General features: G+C 66.6%; 10 protein-coding genes. 6 read left to right on the top strand and 4 right to left on the bottom strand.

Translation table 11 applies throughout. The annotated features are described in order from the left end of the window. Nucleotides 1-33: 33 nt before the first annotated feature. The 4 genes from EGJ34_RS01330 to rlmJ all read right to left on the bottom strand — a co-directional run bounded on the left by EGJ34_RS01330 (nucleotide 34) and on the right by rlmJ (nucleotide 5,705). Nucleotides 34-600, bottom strand: coding sequence for a hypothetical protein (locus tag EGJ34_RS01330; RefSeq protein WP_125358325.1), 567 nt, complete (start codon nucleotides 598-600; stop codon nucleotides 34-36). 90 nt (nucleotides 601-690) lie between these two features. Next, nucleotides 691-4,158 (bottom strand): transcription-repair coupling factor, encoded by a 3,468-nt coding sequence (mfd, locus tag EGJ34_RS01325; protein ID WP_125358323.1) that lies wholly within the window; start codon nucleotides 4,156-4,158, stop codon nucleotides 691-693. 60 nt (nucleotides 4,159-4,218) lie between these two features. After that, nucleotides 4,219-4,764, bottom strand: a complete 546-nt coding sequence (locus tag EGJ34_RS01320) for a GNAT family N-acetyltransferase (protein WP_125358321.1) — start codon at nucleotides 4,762-4,764, stop codon at nucleotides 4,219-4,221. 83 nt (nucleotides 4,765-4,847) lie between these two features. After that, a complete protein-coding gene (rlmJ, locus tag EGJ34_RS01315) occupies nucleotides 4,848-5,705 on the bottom strand; it encodes a 23S rRNA (adenine(2030)-N(6))-methyltransferase RlmJ (protein ID WP_125358319.1) in 858 nt (285 codons plus the stop codon). A 45-nt stretch (nucleotides 5,706-5,750) separates the two neighbouring features. Here rlmJ and creB point away from each other — a divergent pair, with 45 nt between their 5' ends. From creB to gltX, 6 genes are all read left to right on the top strand, one after another. After that, nucleotides 5,751-6,440 (top strand): two-component system response regulator CreB, encoded by a 690-nt coding sequence (creB, locus tag EGJ34_RS01310; protein ID WP_125358317.1) that lies wholly within the window; start codon nucleotides 5,751-5,753, stop codon nucleotides 6,438-6,440. A 1-nt stretch (nucleotide 6,441) separates the two neighbouring features. After that, nucleotides 6,442-7,872, top strand: a complete 1,431-nt coding sequence (creC, locus tag EGJ34_RS01305; RefSeq protein WP_125358315.1) for a two-component system sensor histidine kinase CreC — start codon at nucleotides 6,442-6,444, stop codon at nucleotides 7,870-7,872. 146 nt (nucleotides 7,873-8,018) lie between these two features. After that, nucleotides 8,019-9,338 (top strand): cell envelope integrity protein CreD, encoded by a 1,320-nt coding sequence (gene creD / locus EGJ34_RS01300; protein WP_125358313.1) that lies wholly within the window; start codon nucleotides 8,019-8,021, stop codon nucleotides 9,336-9,338. Nucleotides 9,339-9,670: 332 nt separating this feature from the next. After that, complete coding sequence (locus EGJ34_RS01295; RefSeq protein ID WP_125358311.1) at nucleotides 9,671-13,273, top strand: DUF6543 domain-containing protein; 3,603 nt, start codon at nucleotides 9,671-9,673, stop codon at nucleotides 13,271-13,273. After that, nucleotides 13,180-14,976, top strand: a complete 1,797-nt coding sequence (locus EGJ34_RS01290) for a DUF6543 domain-containing protein (protein WP_125358309.1) — start codon at nucleotides 13,180-13,182, stop codon at nucleotides 14,974-14,976. Before EGJ34_RS01295 ends, EGJ34_RS01290 begins: the two co-directional genes overlap by 94 nt. Before the next feature lie 90 nt (nucleotides 14,977-15,066). Then, nucleotides 15,067-16,470 carry a glutamate--tRNA ligase gene (gene gltX / locus EGJ34_RS01285; protein ID WP_125358307.1) on the top strand — a complete coding sequence of 468 codons (1,404 nt, stop codon included), beginning with the start codon at nucleotides 15,067-15,069 and terminating at the stop codon, nucleotides 16,468-16,470. Nucleotides 16,471-16,485 lie beyond the last annotated feature (15 nt).

The raw sequence follows: 16,485 nt of genomic DNA, 5'->3' as shown, positions 1-16,485 counted from the left end.
GACCGTTGGTCGGGTGCTCTTGAAGGGCACGGATCAGCCCGGGCACTTCAGATAGTTGGACAGGGTGTTCTGCCATGCCTGCTGCGGTTCGAAGCCGGCGACCGGGCCGCCCCCCTGGCCAGTGAACGCGGCCATGCCGTGGTTGATCATGTAGGTGGGGGTATAGCTGGGCGGACCGATCCGCTTGGCGTCCTTGCAGACACCGGCGATATAGGCCGGAGCCTTCTCCGGGGCAAGCTGCGCCTTCAGCGCGGTATCGAAACGCACCAGGGCGTCTTCGCCCATGGCCTCGCCGGCGGCGAATTTCAACGCCCCATAGACGGCGTGCGCCGACTGGTCGGCAACGCGCTGGCGGTCGAAATGCGCGAACACGCCGGAGAAGTTGTACAGGTCGATGGCGTCCTGGGTACGCCCTTCCTGCACGCAGCGGGGGAGGGCCGCCATCATCACAGCAGGCGTGACCGCCGCGGTGATCTGGGTGCGCGAAAGGCAGGCCGGTGCAGCGTTCGCGCTGTCCTGGCGGGCGTGGGCGGCGGGGACGAGGGCGAGGGCGAGCAGCAGCAGCCCCAGCGGGGCGGCAGTGCGAAGGGATCCTTTCATGGGTGAAGCTCCTGGAATGGTGAGGTGGCCATGGCTGGCCGCCTCAAAGAATCCGGATGTCACCGCATTCGCGCAAGTCCCGGCTGCATTTCAGCCGGGTGTCAGTGTCGTCAACAGCGCCTTGGCCGCATTGAACCGGTCTTCCGGCAACGGCAGCGGTACCTTGATCCGCAGCTTGTCCGGACCGTCCATGGCGTACAGCTTCGGCTGCTTCTGGATCATCTGGATCACCGCCATCGGGTCGATCTGCGGCTTGGCCTCGAACACGATACGGCCACCGGCCTCGCCCAGCTCGAGTTTGCGGATGCCCAGTGCATTGCACTGCAGCTTCAGCTCGGCAATCGCGAACAGGTATTTGGCCGGATCCGGCAGCAGGCCGAAGCGGTCGATCATCTCCACCTGCAGTTCCCGCAGCTCGGCACTGTCACGTGCGCTGCTGACGCGCTTGTACAGGGTCAGGCGGGTATGCACGTCGGGCAGGTAGTCGTCCGGAATCAATGCCGGAACGTGCAGCACCACTTCCGCCCCACGCACTTCCTCGCCGCTGTCCAGGTCCGGCAGCTTGCCCTGGCGGATGCTGCGAACCGCCCGTTCCAGCAGTTCGGTGTAGAGGCTGAAGCCCACTTCGGCCATCTGCCCGCTCTGGTCTTCGCCCAGCAGCTCACCGGCACCACGGATTTCCAGGTCGTGCGTGGCCAGGGTGAAGCCCGCCCCCAGCTCGTCCATGGAGGCAATGGCTTCCAGGCGCTTCTCCGCGTCGGGCGTCATCGCGCGCTTGTCCGGCACCACCAGGTAGGCATAGGCGCGGTGGTGCGAACGGCCGACGCGACCGCGCAGCTGGTGCAGCTGGGCCAGGCCGAAGCGATCGGCACGGTTGATGATGATGGTGTTGGCGTTGGGGATGTCGATGCCCGACTCGATGATCGTGGTCGACAGCAGCACGTTGTAGCGCTGCTTCTGGAAGTCCAGCATCACCCGTTCCAGTTCGCGCTCGGGCATCTGTCCGTGGGCGATGCCGATGCGCGCTTCCGGGACCAGCTCGGCCAGCTCGCGCTGCATGCGGCCGATGCTTTCCACGTCGTTGTGCAGGAAATACAGCTGGCCGCCGCGCGAGAGTTCACGTTGGAAGGCTTCGCGCAGCAGCGCGTTGTCCCAGGCGGTAATGAAGGTCTGCACGGCCAGCCGGTTTGGCGGCGGGGTAGCGATGATCGACAGGTCGCGCAGCCCGGCCATGGCCATGTTGAGCGTGCGTGGAATCGGTGTGGCGGTCAGGGTGAGCAGGTGCACGTTGGCGCGCATCGCCTTCAGGGCTTCCTTCTGGCGCACGCCGAAACGTTGTTCTTCATCGACGATGACCAGGCCCAGGTCCTTGAACTTCACGTCCGGCTGCAGCAGACGGTGGGTGCCGACGATCACGTCGATGGTGCCGGCGGTCACCTTCTCCAGTTCGGCTTTGATTTCCTTGCTGGTCTTGAAGCGCGACAGCACTTCGACCTTCAGCGGGTAATCGGCGAAACGGTCGCGGAAGTTGCGGTAGTGCTGTTCGGCCAGCAGGGTGGTCGGAACCAGCACCGCGACCTGCTTGCCGGCACTGGCGGCGGCGAAGGCCGCGCGCACCGCCACTTCGGTTTTGCCGAAGCCGACGTCACCGCAGACCACGCGGTCCATCGGCTGGCTGCTGGCGAGGTCGCGCAGGGTGGCGTCGATGGCGGCCAGCTGGTCCGGGGTTTCCTCGAACGGGAAGCCAGCTGCGAACGGTTCGTACATGGCCCGGTCCACGTGCAGGGCCAGACCAGCACGGGCCTGGCGGCGTGCCTGGATCTCCAGCAGTTCGGCGGCCACGTCGCGGACTTTTTCGGCGGCCTTGCGCTTGGCCTTGGTCCACTGCTCGCCGCCGAGCGAATGCAGCGGCGCGGTTTCCGGTGACGCACCGCTGTAGCGGCTGATCAGGTGCAGCTGGGCCACCGGCACGTACAGGCGGTCGCCCTTGGCGTACTCGATTTCCAGGAATTCGCCCGGCATGCCGCCGGCGTCAAGCACGATCAGGCCGCGGTAGCGGCCCACACCGTGATCTTCATGGACGATGGGTGCGCCTTCGGTCAGCTCGCCGAGGTCACGGATGATCGCTTCCGGTTCGCGGCCGACCCGGCGGCTGCGACGGGTGGTGCCGGCACGTTCCGGGAACAACTGGCGCTCGGTCAGTACTGCCAACGCCGGTTGTTCCAGCGCGAAGCCGTCTTCCAGCGGCGCGACGGTAATCGCGAAACGGGCACCATCCGCAGCCAGGAAGCCCGGCAGGTCGGCGACCACCGGAGGTTTGAGCTCGGCGGCCGCCAGCACTTCCAGCAGCGCTTCGCGACGCCCTGGTGAATCGGCCGCAATCACTACCCGTCCGGGATAGTGGCTCAGGAACGACTTCAGGGCCTCGCCCGCGGGCGCATCGCGCGCCGCCACGGGCAACGGCGGCAGCGCCTGGTCGCCCAGCGGCTGTGCGTCGGCAATGCGGGGATGGTCGGCAGCCCAGATCTCAACGCGCGCCAGGGTGTTCAGGTGCGCATTGAGGCCTTCGGGAGTCAGATACAGCTCGGTGGGAGCCAGCAGCGGCCGTTCCACGTCATGACGGCGCTGCTCGTAGCGGTTCTGGGTTTGTGCCCAGAACGCCGCCGCCGCTTCGCCCACGCCCGCAGCGAGCACCGGCAGCACATTGGGCTGCAGATAGTCGAACAGGGTGGCGGTCTGGTCGAAGAACAGCGGCAGGTAGTACTCCACGCCAGCCGGTGCCAATCCGGACTTGAGATCCTGGTACAGCGCGCTGCGCCGGGTGTCCACGTCGAAACGCTCGCGCAACGTGGCCAGCACCCGCGACACGCTCAGCTCGTCCAGCGGCACTTCGCGGCCGGGCAGCATGCGCACCGCGTCGACTTTGTCCAGCGACCGCTGGCTTTCCGGGTCGAAGGCACGGATGGAGTCGATGTCCTCGTCCAGCAGCTCCACCCGCAGCGGCGCATCCGCGCCCATCGGGAACACATCCAACAGACCGCCGCGCACGGCGAAATCGCCTGGATCCATGACCTGCGGCACGTTACGGTAGGCGGCCGCTTCCAGCCGGCGCTTTTCGGCATCGAGATCCAGGCGCTGGCCGACCTTCAGGTCGAAGCTGCCCCCGATCACATACTTGAGCGGAGCCAACTGCTGGAGCAGGGTCTGCACCGGCACCACCACGATGCCGCGCTGGAGCGAGGGCAGGCGGTGCAGGGCCGCCAGACGCTGGGAAATGATGTCCGGGTGCGGGCTGAAAGCGTCGTAAGGCAGCGTTTCCCAGTCCGGGAAAGCGACTACCGGCAGGCTGTCATCCGCGCCCAGCAGCGTGTGCAGATCGGCTTCGATCTGGTTCGCCCCATGGTTGTCGCGGGCGATGACCAGCAACGGGCCGTCATGCGTCTGCGCGGCGCGGGCGATGTGCCACGCCAGCGCAGTGGCCGAAGCGGGAGCGCGCCACCAGGCGCGGAGCTGGCCGGAACGCGGCAGCGGCGGAGCGGGATAGGAGATGCGTGACATGAGCCGCCGATTTTAGCAGACGGCCCCGTGGTCACCGTGTCACGCGTGGACGCTGTTGAATCAGGAATCCAGCTCCAGCACCATCCGCACCAGCCCGGGCGTACCCTGCGGGTGCGGCATCGGCTTGAAGCCCAGCGACGCGGCCAGCTGCTTCATCGGTTCGTTTTCTTCGGCCACGTCACCGTACAGGCGGTCCAGGTACTTGCCGCGCGCCCACTTCACCAGCTTGCGCATCAGCTGCCGGCCCAGGCCCTGACCGACCAGGAAGCGGCTGATCAGGATCGCGTACTCCGCGTCGCGGGTACCAGAGATGATCGAGGCCCGGGCCACCGCACCTACCACCGCTTCACCGGCGGGCACCGATTCGGCGGCCACCAGGGTGATTTCGGTCTTGGGATTGGGGTGGGTCAGGCGCTGGGTGGTGTCCGGCGACAGCTCGGTCACCGACTGCAGGAAGCGGTCGCGGATTTCTTCGGGACCGAACAGACTGAACGATGCCTGCAGCGGTGCGCTGTCTTCCGGCCGGATCGGGCGGATGAGCAGTTCGTGGCCGCTGGGGGCTTTGAAGATCTCGTGCCAGGGCGGCATGCGGTTACGGGTAGCCATACCGGTGATTCCTTGGTGGTCTTCGGATTCTCGCATCCCCGGGGGCGCTTTCCGTGAACGAAACGCTCACACGGGGAACAGGGTTACTCGGCCTGCTTCAACCATTGCAGTCGGGTGCTGGCTCCCGCTTCGCCCAGATGCTGCTTGAGCACCGGCATGGCCGGAGCCAGCACCTGGTCGAACTGCCACGGCGGGTTGAGCAGCAGCATGCCGCTGCCGTTGAGTCTCAACGGCGAGTCGTCCGGGCGCACCAGTAGTTCTACTGTAAGCGCCGACTTGACCGGCAGCGCGCAGGCCTTGCGCAGGAAGTGGAGGATGCTGCGGCGCTGCTTGATCGGGAACCAGATGGCGAAGCTGGCCTGGGCCCAGCGGCCCAGGATCTCCTCGACCGAGGCCAGGATGCGCTGGTATTCCGCATCCTGTGCTTCGTAGGGCGGGTCGATCAGCACCAGCCCGCGACCGATCTTCGCGCCGTTGGCCTTGGGGGGCAGCAGCGCCTTGTTCTGGGTGTAGCCATCGGCCTGCAGCACCGCGACGCGGCTGTCATGGGCGAACAACGCCTTGAGCGTGGCGGCCTCGGCCTCCTGCAGTTCGCACACGGTCATGCGGTCCTGCTCGCGCAGGGTCTGGGCGGTGAGCAGCGGCGACCCGGGGTAGTTCACCAGCGCGCCGACCGGGTTGTCGGCCTGCACGGCCTTGAGGTAGCGCTCCACCACCGCGGGCAGCTTCGGCTGGGCCATCAGCCGCATCACCCCGTTTTCGGCTTCCAGGGTCTTGCGGCTTTCTTCGCTGGTCAACAGGTAGCGGCCGGCACCGCCGTGGGTATCGAGCACGAAGAACGGACTGTCCTTGCGCTTGAAGGCGTCGAGCAGGGCCAGCTGGACGATGTGCTTGAGCACGTCGGCGTGGTTGCCGGCGTGGAAGGCGTGGTGGTAATTCATGCGCGCAGTGTACGGGGCAAGGGCGTCAACGGCTATGCTGCGCGCATGAACGCTACTGCTCCCCTCGTCCTCGTCGTCGAGGACGAAACCGCCATCGCCGACACCGTCCTCTACGCCCTGCGCAGCGAGGGCTACCAGGCCCGGCACTGCGCCCTGGGCAGCCAGGCGCTGCAGCTGCTGCGTACCGAAAGCGTGGACGTGGTGGTGCTCGACGTCGGCCTGCCGGACCTGAGCGGGTTCGAGGTCTGCCGGTCGCTGCGGGTGTTCAGCCAGGTGCCGGTGATCTTCCTGACCGCCCGCAATGACGAGATCGACCGCGTGCTCGGCCTGGAGCTGGGGGCGGACGACTACATGGCCAAACCGTTCTCGCCACGTGAGCTGGTGGCGCGCGTGCGGGCGCGTCTGCGCCGGGCGGTCGCGCCCGAGCAGGCGCAGGGCTGGCAGTCGCATGGCCGTTTCGCCATTGATCGTGATGGCCGCCGCATCCGCTATGGCGAGCAGCTGCTGGACCTCACCCGGTACGAGTACGCTCTGTTGGCCGCGCTGCTGCAGCGCCCCGGCGCGATCCTGAGCCGCGCGCAGCTGATGGACCGGGGCTGGGACAGCGCCGCCGACAGTGCCGACCGCACCGTGGACACCCACGTCAAGACCCTGCGCGGCAAGCTGCGTGCGGCGGGGGCCGAGCCGGATCCGATCCGGACCCACCGCGGCGTGGGCTACGCGCTGGAGGTGTAGCGTGCGGCTGGGGCTGAAGCTGTTCCTGGGATTTTTCCTGATCGTGGGCATTGCCGCGTTCTTCGTGATGCGTGTGTTCGTCAACGAGGTCAAACCCGGCGTGCGCCAGGCCATGGAAGCGACCTTGGTGGACGCCGCCAACGTGCTCGCCGAGATGGCCGCGGCCGACCTCAAGGCCGGGCAGATCGCGCACGGTCGTTTCGTGCAGGACCTGGCGCGGGCGCAGCGACGCGACCCCAAGGCCATGGTCTGGCGCTTTCCCAAGCGGTCGCTGGACTATCGGGTCACCATCACCGACGCCCGCGGCATTGTGGTGTACGACTCCACCGGGCAGGACCTCGGGCGCGACAACTCGCGCTGGAATGATGTCTACCGCACGTTGCGCGGCGAATACGGTGCGCGCTCCAGCCCGGAAACGCCGGGTGACACCAGCCGCACGGTGATGCACGTGGCCGCGCCGATCCTCGACCCGGGCGATGGCCGAACCCTGATCGGCGTGCTCAGTCTGGCCCAACCCAACCGCAGCATCGATCCGTTCATCGCCGCCAGCCAGCGCGCCATCATCGAGCGGGGAGCCTGGTTGATCGGGTTGTCGGCGCTGATCGGCGTGTTGATGACCGCCTGGCTGATGCACGGAGTGGGGCGGCTCAACCGCTACGCGCAGGCGGTCAGCCGCGGCGAGCCGGTGCCACCGCCTCCGCCGCGTCGCGACGAGATCGGCGACCTCGGCCGCGCGCTGGAAACCATGCGCCGCAAGCTCGAGGGCAAGGCCTACGTGGAGCAGTACGTACAGTCGCTGACCCACGAGATGAAAAGCCCGCTGGCGGCCATCCGCGGCGCGGCCGAGCTGCTGCAGGAGCCGTTGCCCGAGGCCGACCGCCTGCACTTTGCACGCAGCATCCAAGGTCAGGAACAGCGCCTCACCGAAACCATCGACAAGCTGCTGGCGCTGGCCGAGGTCGAACAGCACGGCTGGCTGCAGAAACGTGAGCGCATTGCAGTGCCGCCATTGCTGCAGGCGGCGGCCGAGGCGGTGGCGGTGCGGGCGCAGGCGGCCGGGGTGGAGGTCAAGGTGCAGGCGGCTGATGGCTTGTCGGTGTCGGGCGACAGGTGGCTGCTTGGGCAGGCACTGAACAACCTGCTTGAGAATGCACTGGCGTTTTCACCCGAAGGGTCCACCGTGGAGCTCAGCGCAGCGCGCGACGGAGATGCCGTGGTACTGCACGTAGCCGATCGCGGAAGCGGGGTACCGGACTACGCGCTGGCGCGCGTGTTCGAACGCTTCTACTCGCTGGCGCGGCCGGCGACCGGGCAGCGCAGCTCCGGGCTGGGGTTGTCGTTCGTGCAGGAGGTGGCGCGCCTGCATGGCGGGCGCGTGAGCCTGGGTAATCGCGAGGGTGGCGGAGCGCTGGCCTCGCTGTTGATTTCGTAGAGACACGCCATGCGTGTCTTCGCGGTGGTCGGGCGTCCGATGACACGCATGGCGTGTCACTACGCTTCACTCTGACTTCATGTTGGGCTCAAACCCTCCACACCGGCGGCGGCGACGCTGGCACCCTCCCAAACCGAGGAAGGGTGATGAAGTCTTTGCACATGCTGTTGCGGTTCGCCATTGTCGGCGGGCTGATTCTGCTGCTGTTGATTCCGTTGATGCTGATCCGGGGCGTGATCAGCGAACGTGAGGCTTACCGCGACGAGGCCTACATGCGGGTGGCCCAGAGTCGTGCTGGTGCGCAGACCCTGACCGGCCCGATCCGGGTGGTGCCGTGGCGGGAGACCCGTCAGGTGGAAACCGTGGACGCGGCCGGCATCAAGAAGATCGACACCCAGGTAGAGGAAAGCTACTGGCTGCAGATGCCGTCTAGCCTGGTGGTGGAAGGCGGCATGCAGCCGGATGAGCGTCGCATCGGTCTGTTCCGGGTTCCGGTGTTCACCTGGAAAGCCAAGGTGCGCGCGACGTTCAGCGAGGACGACTACCCGGTGCGCGAAGGACGCGTGTACGGGAAGCCGTACCTGGTGGTCGGGATTGCAGACGTGCGGGGGTTGGTGGGTTCGCCGAAGCTGAGCGTGGACGGTCAGGCCCTGACCCTGCAGCCGGGACTGGGCGGCGTTGCCGGCATGGGCAAGGGCCTGCATGTACCGGTGCGTGGTTTCAACGATCCAGCGGGCGGCATGCTGGCGGCCAGTGCGGTGGAGCTGGACGTGGTGCTGGACGGGACCCGCTCCCTGTCGGTCGTGCCAGTGGGCGATGACAGCCGCATTGCGGTGCAGTCCAGTTGGCCGCATCCGTCGTTCGGGGGCAGCTTCCTCCCCAATCAACGTACCGTGGATGCGAAGGGCTTCCACGCGCAGTGGTCGGTATCGTCGCTGGCGTCACAGGCGCAACGCCAGCTGCGCGGCACCGGTGACAGCGAAATCGAGGCGGTGAGCGTGGAGCTGGTCAATCCAGTCGACATCTATACGCAGGCCGATCGCGCCAGCAAATACGGCATTCTGTTCATTCTGTTGACGTTCGTTGGATTCATTCTCTTCGAATTGATCAAGGACCTGCGCATCCATCCGCTGCAGTACCTGATGGTGGGACTGGCACTGGCGATCTTCTTCCTGCTGCTGCTCAGTCTGTCCGAGCACATTCCGTTCTGGGTGGCTTATGTGGTGTCGGCGGTGGCCTGTATTGGCCTGCAGGCGGTGTATCTGAGCGGAGTGCTGCGCAGCCGCCTGCGTGGACTCGGCTTCGCCGGGATGCTCACGGTCCTGTACAGCGCGTTGTATGCGCTGCTGGTATCGGAGAACAACGCGCTGCTGATGGGCTCGCTGCTGCTGTTTGGCGTGCTGGCGGCGGCAATGTGGATCACGCGTCGCATTGACTGGTACGCGCTGGGTGCCAACCAGAAGTGAGTAGCAGGGCGGCGACCGGGTCGAATCGGCCTGGTCGCCGCATTGGCCGTCGTCCGTGCGCAGCAGCGTCGCGAATGACCAGTTCGAGACCGCGCAGATGTAGCCATGGCAAGGACACGATGGCGTCTGGATGACAGCGCCCTAGGATGCATTCATGTCCACTGCCGCTGCTTTCCATGACCCAGCTCCAGGAAGTTCCCGCAGCCCGTACTGCACCCCGCCGCGTGCCCGTCGAACACCGCGCCGGTCCATCCGGTCTGCGACCGGTGCCCCGCCTGACAGGCCTGGGGAATCGCGCAGGGAGTTCCGCCTCCGCCACCTGTTCGGCGCACGTGCTGCTGACGCCCATTGCAGAAGCGCCGGTGTCGCTCTCGGCAGACGAGGCGACGCTGCGCGACCGGATTCTTGCCACTGGCGCACCGCAGGCCACCGCCGTGGCCTCACTGCTGGAGCGCACGCTGGCCGATGCGGCATCAGCGGACCTGCGGGAACATATCTGTGCGCGCTTTGCCGTCGCACTGTCGGAGCATCACCGTGAGCGCGACCTGCTCGCCGCGTTGGGGTTGCACGCGCTGCATGCAGCGCTCAGCCGTATCCGCTGGTCGGTACTGTCGGGTGCGATGCCCACGCTCACTGCGCTGGCGGCAGTGGCGCGGCTGGTACGGAACGGTGAATGGCGCGACATGGCACCGGTCCTTTCGGCGCTGGCGGCGGGGCTGCCGCCGTTGCGGGAATACGCCCAGTTCGAGCAGCTGGTGCGTGCGTTGCCAGCGGCGCTGCGTGACACCCTGGCAGCCTTGCACGAATGGGTTGTGCAGGCCGACGACGCAATGCGGCCAAGGGTCCACGTCGATCCGGTCACCGCGCTCGCGGTGGCCGCCGTGCTGTGGCAGCTGCAGCGGACACTGCCACGCGGAGCCGTGCCCGACCGTGCGTTGGATCGCTTCATTGCGACGTTGCCGGAGCACTGGGGGCGGCTGGCCGGGATGTTCCGGATCGGTGGTGCACTGCTGGCACCGCCTGCTCCAACGCAGGTGGCTCGGCAGTTGACGCACGTGCCATCCGCCACGCCGCGCAGCAGTGCCGCGCCGCCGGACCCGTGGTCTGCCGCAGCGGCAGCGACTGCAGCGACTTCCGGTGCCGCGCGGACCGGGGACCACGGTCTGATCGGTTGGGGGGCCGGACTGGCCAGCAGCGGTCTGCTGATGATCTACCACGGCTGGCAGATGCTGAGCGGCAACCGTTCCGCACACGTCGTCCCTGATGACGTCCACCTCGGCGGTGCTGTCACGCCGGCAGCGCCGGACGTCGCGGAATCATCCCTTGAAAGCGCGATTACCCTGCTCGATGAAGTAGTCGACATCGAGGGCGGTGGCAGCGTCTGGCAGGACCTGTACGACCGTCTCCATCACACCGCCGTGGAAGCGGGCCGTGCCGGCGAGCTGGTGCAGGCGCGACTGCTCGCCAATGACATGGGTGAGGTTGTCGCGGCCCACCTGGGCGTGTTGCCTGCATCGCTGCCGCCGAGGCGCGCGCGACGTGAGGCGGCGTCTCTGCAGGTCGCCGGCGAGCAGCTGGCCCAGGCTGTACTGGAACTTCCCAGCCGGCCAACACATCCGGAAGATGTGGTGACCGGCAATGACGAACGCGTGCCAGTGGCACTGGAGCGTCTGCACCTGCGGAACTGGGTAAACCGCAATGACACCACCGTGGCAGCGCAGGACGTGCGCCTGGTGGTGGCAATGCGGACGCTGGAATTCGCCGAGAAGCGACTGGAGCAGGTGGGACGCTGGCTGCCCAGCCTGGACCGGCACGTGGGTGCGCTGCTGACCCGCCAGATATTCGAAGCCACCCAGGTCACGCTGGATCCTGACGGCATTCGTCGCAACATCTTCACCGACTACCCGACCTGGCCGGAATGGGAGAGGAAGCAAAAGCAGCCACCTGATCCGCAGCAGGTCGGGCGGTACCGTGACTTTCCCCGCGACCGCCGCATACGCAGTGGCCTGGTCAGCTCGCATACGCTGGTGGAAGCCGTATTCCTGCCCAGAGAAACAGACGATGCGCGGACCGGTCTGTATCCCAGTGGTGAACCCGGGACCCACTGGCCAGAAGACGAGATCACGCGGCCCAGTCTGGCGGAGTTCAACGCCGTCATTACCGGCAACGACTACATCGGCAGTTTCCGCGACAGTCTTGATGCGTTCATTGCATCGGTGCGCAGCAATGCCGCCCGACCCGAGCGCGAGGCCTATGTGGAAGCGATCAGCCAGCGCCTGAGCGGCAGTGGTACTTTGCTGGCCGCTGCCGGCACCCTCAGCGCGCCGGGCAAATGGCTGCTGGACACCCTGCTGCGCTACCCGGCCCGGTTCGGCGGCAGTGGCAGCGAGATGGGGCGCGCGCTGGCCTTGCCGGGGCAGGACATCCGGGTACATGCGCTGGTCGCCCGGCCACCGGGGGGCGATGACGTGCCGTTGCACGGCCTGCTGCTGGCGCAGTCACTGCCGTCGCCGCAGCGCAGCGAGGGCGCGCTGCTGGTGATCGCGCCCTCGCGCCAGCCGATCGTGCAGGAATTCCCCTCCCTGGAAGAGGCTCTGCAGCAGCTGCGTCATGATCTGTCCGACCAGCTCCATCGCTGGGTACCGGCACACCAGCATGCACGCTGGCGTACCGGCGACGGTCCTGTGCTTCGCGGAGAAGCGGTGGACGGTCATCTGCTGCGTGCGTTGTTCATCCAGGAACTGACACTGCGCAGCCAGCAGCTCCATTACGGCAACATGACGTCCACGGCGGAGGCACGCAAGGATTACCTGGCGCTGGACCAGCGTCTGCGGCGTTTGCCGATGCCGGTCTCGATGCCGCTGCTGGAAGCCGCCCTGGAGCGCATGACGGAAGGCATCCACGATCCCTATGCGCTGGCTGGGGCGCACTGGCTGGTGCAGGCGAGAACGTCGGCGCAGTCGCTGCTGCGCAACGTGGGAGTGGAGGACGCGCGCTGGCTCGCCAGCCTGAGCACATTGCGCAGCGTGCTGGAGGCCAGCTATCCGCCGCCGTATCGCTACGTGGCCGACCGGCTCAAGGCCGCGGTGCTGAAGCGGCATGGGGTGGTCATCAGCGCCGAGGACTTCCAGCTGGTGCGGTTCTCGGGTGGCACCCCCAGTCGTGAGTCGCCCAGTGGTTTCGTGCATGACCTGTCGCAGAAAGTAAGTGCGCTGGGACTGGTCGAGGCGGCGTTCATCAAGGCCACGGGGTTCCCGGATGGCAGCCCGGGCTCGTACGAGCTGGGCATCTATGCGAGGGACAACAGCACCACCTACGACCAGGCCACGGAAGCGGGCAACCTGCTGCCGGATCAGTTCATTGACCTGGTGCGGAACATGGACCTGCGCAGTGATTATCTCGCGGTGCTCAATGCATTCTGGAAAGAACATCGCGAAGATGTCGGCGTGTACCTGCGCGGTGTCTATATGTTCTCGGCCTGGCAGCAGTTCGCCGAGGGGTCGCTGTCGGCGCGGGGCCTGAAGCTCGCCTTTGCGGCCACCGGCTACATGGTGCTGTCACAGGCCGAGAAGCGCGCCTTCCGCTGCCGCGCTGCCGATGGCGCACGGATCAGCTGGATCAGTCTGTACGGTCGCCAGGCCACCCTGATGCGGATCGAAAACCCTTCCTGGCCGGAGGTGCTGCTGTACGCGCCAGGCGACGCGATCGCGTTCCGCGAATTCTCCGATACCCAGCAGATGCAGGCCTGGCTGACGCGCGTTGCCAACAGCGAACAAGGCGCGGCTGGCTGCACGCCGCGTTTGACCTGGCCGACCTGCAGGACGGATGGTTCTCCAATGGTGTGGACACCGCGCTGGACAAAGCCCATGGCGACATCTTCCTGGGCAATCAATCAGCCCTGGAGATCGATGGCAGCGACCTTTTCGAGGCGCTGATCGACCGCCTTCATCAGCACACGGTCAATGATGCGGGCGTGTTGTTCAGTTCGAACTGGGAAGCCTGGCGTGAGTATCTTCTGGTGCGGGTTGCCAAGTTCAACCTGCTCACCGGGCTGGGCAGCATCGCCATGCCCTGGCTGTTGCCGATTGCGGCAGCCGGTTCGGGGCTGGAGTTCGCGCTGGGACTGGAGAAAGCGATCGATGGCCGCACCCAGGAGGACCGCAGCGCCGGTGCCGTGAGCGCAGGCTGGGGTCTGTTCGGTCTGGCCCTGTCGGCACCATTTGCGATCGCCCGCACCGCTGGCATGGCCACGCGCGATGGCGCGCAGGTGGTTCCGGAAATCCAGGAGATGGCGGAGGTGGGGGTGGCGGACCCGTTGCGCGGGTTCAGTGCCCGCTACGCGCAGCCGGCAGACATGATCGTCGACGGTGCAAGACCTGCCGACAATGGTGTGTACCACTACCTGGGTCATCACTATATCCGCCAGTCCGGCCACGTGTACGAAGTGGGATTCGATGAGGCCAACCAGACCTGGCGGCAGCGGAATCCCGATCCCGGCGGGCTTTACCATGCGCCGGTCCGGCTCAATGCCGACGGCCTGTGGGAACCGCATTCCGAGGTTGGCCTGCGCGGTGGACAGGGGCCATTTCCCGATGCGCCCTCATCGTCGTCGTCGCTGTCACGGGTGGGTTCGGGCAGCTCGTCAAGCGGCGGTACTCCGTCCGTGTCCCGCAGCACGTCGATCGCGTCGAGCTATCGTGGTGCCATGGAGACGCAGGCGAGGTTGCTGACGTCTTCGCGCTCGCTGGATCTTTCCTCGCGCGATTTCCGCTGGGGCATGGAGCATCCGGAACGGGTGGAGATGCCGGTAGGCGTGACCGCAAGCCGGTCCGTTCACGAACTGAAGGAGCTGTTTGTGAGCGGGGGCCTCGAAGCCGTCCAGCGCGGGGCGCTGTCGGTCGTGATCGCACGCATGGAGGGCGTACAGCGGCTGGAGTACATCCTGCGCATGGAAGCCGTCATCCGCGATGCGGTGGACGAAGGGGGTGGCCAGTACTTTGCGGTCTCGCAATCGCTGCTCAACGTTCGCAGCGGCGGCAGCATGGGCTGGTGCACGGGTCTGTCGCGAATGATGGCGATGGCGCTGGGCCAGGGCAAGGCGATGGAGCTGGTGCGTAACCTGCGGTTGGCCCTGCGTCGACCCGATGAGGGCATTGGGGCCGAGTTCCTCTCGTATGTACGAGACGCCCAGGGCGTGGCGCTGCTGCCCGGGGCGACGTCGGCACAGACGAAAATCGCCTTTGACGAGTTCGCGCAGTTCCTCAAGGGCGTGCAGGGCAATGCACAGTTCCTGCTGACCGGTACGGTGCACAGCATGGTGCTGGCGGTGGAAGAACAGGCCACGGGCGCGCGGTTCTACACGCACTACTGCCCGACCCTGGGCATGACCCGTTTCAGCAGTGCGTCAAGGTTCAATGCGTGGATGCACCGCCTGTTCACCTCGCGCTACTTCAGCTCGCTGCAATGGGCCGCGGACGGGCGGTGGGCCGAAACCCTGGCCGAAATGTATGGTGCGACCCGGGCCACCGAGAACGCCCCGCCCACGTTGTTCATGATCCGTCAGGTCGCCCCGGAGAAGCTGCTCGAGCAGGCCCGGCAGCGCGGCTGGGACCGCCTGCTGGAATTCGTGCCGGAGTAGCCACCTGGGCGGTGGGGGCATCCAGCCCCCGTTTAGCGGCGGGGGCGGGTAAAATCGCCCCTGATTCCGTTGCCCGCCTTCGAGCCCTTCATGACCTGCCGCACCCGTTTCGCCCCCAGCCCCACTGGTTACCTGCACATCGGCGGTGCCCGCACCGCGCTGTATTGCTGGCTGGAAGCCCGTCACCGTGGCGGCGAATTCGTCCTGCGCATCGAGGACACCGACCGCGAGCGCAGCACGCAGGGGGCGATCGACGCCATTCTCGAGGCGATGGACTGGCTGGGGCTGGACTACGACCAGGGGCCGATCTACCAGACCCAGCGCGTGGCCCGCTACCAGGAAGTGGCCGAGCAGCTGATTGCGTCAGGCAAGGCCTACTATGCCTACGAGACCCGCGAGGAGCTTGACGCCATGCGCGAAGCGGCGATGGCGAAGCAGGAAAAGCCGCGCTACAACGGTGCCGCACGCGAGCTGGGGCTGGCGTACAGGGACGACCCGAACCGGGTGATCCGCTTCAAGAACCCGCTCGACGGCACGGTGGTGTTTGACGACCTGATCAAGGGTCGCATCGAAATCGCCAACAGCGAGCTGGATGACATGGTGATCTTCCGCCCCGACGGTTACCCCACCTACAACTTCGCGGTGGTGGTGGACGACTGGGACATGGGCATCACCGAGGTGATCCGCGGCGATGATCACATCAACAACACCCCGCGCCAGATCAACCTGTACGAAGGCATCGGCGCGCCGGTGCCGAAGTTCGGTCACATGCCGATGATCCTGGACGAGCAGGGTGCCAAGCTGTCCAAGCGCACCGGCGCGGCGGACGTGATGCAGTACAAGGATGCCGGCTACCTGCCCGACGCGCTGCTGAGCTATCTGGCCCGGCTGGGCTGGTCGCATGGCGACCAGGAGCTGTTCAGCCGCCAGGAGCTGATCGACCTGTTTGACGTGCGCAACTGCAACTCCAAGGCCTCGCGCCTGGACATGGCCAAGCTGGGCTGGGTCAACCAGCACTTCCTGAAGACCGAAGAACCGGCTTCCGTCGCACCGCACCTGGTGTACCAGCTGGACAAGCTGGGTCTGGACCTGGCCGCCGGCCCGGACCCGGCCGACGTCGTGGTGGCGCTGCGCGACCGCGTGCAGACCCTGAAGGAAATGGCGGAAAAGGCCGTGGTCTGGTACCAGCCGCTGACCGAATACGACGAGGCCGCTGTGGCCAAGCACTTCAAACCGGGCGCGGAGCTGGCGCTGGGCAAGGCTGGCGAGCTGCTGGCGGCGCTGCCGGCCTGGACCCTGGAAGGGGTTGCCGGTGCCCTGCACGACACCGCGGCCGCGCTTGAAACCGGCATGGGCAAGGTCGCCCAGCCACTGCGCGTGGCGATCACCGGCACCCAGGTCAGCCCGGACATCTCGCAGACGGTCTTCCTGTCCGGCCGTGAAGAGGCCTTGAAGCGGATCGACGTCGCCCTTACTAAAGTACCGAAGGCCTGATCCCAGGAGACCGCG

This window comes from Stenotrophomonas sp. 278 (assembly GCF_003935715.1).
Classification (GTDB): domain Bacteria; phylum Pseudomonadota; class Gammaproteobacteria; order Xanthomonadales; family Xanthomonadaceae; genus Stenotrophomonas; species Stenotrophomonas maltophilia_AH.
This window is presented reverse-complemented; position numbering and strand designations above follow the sequence as displayed.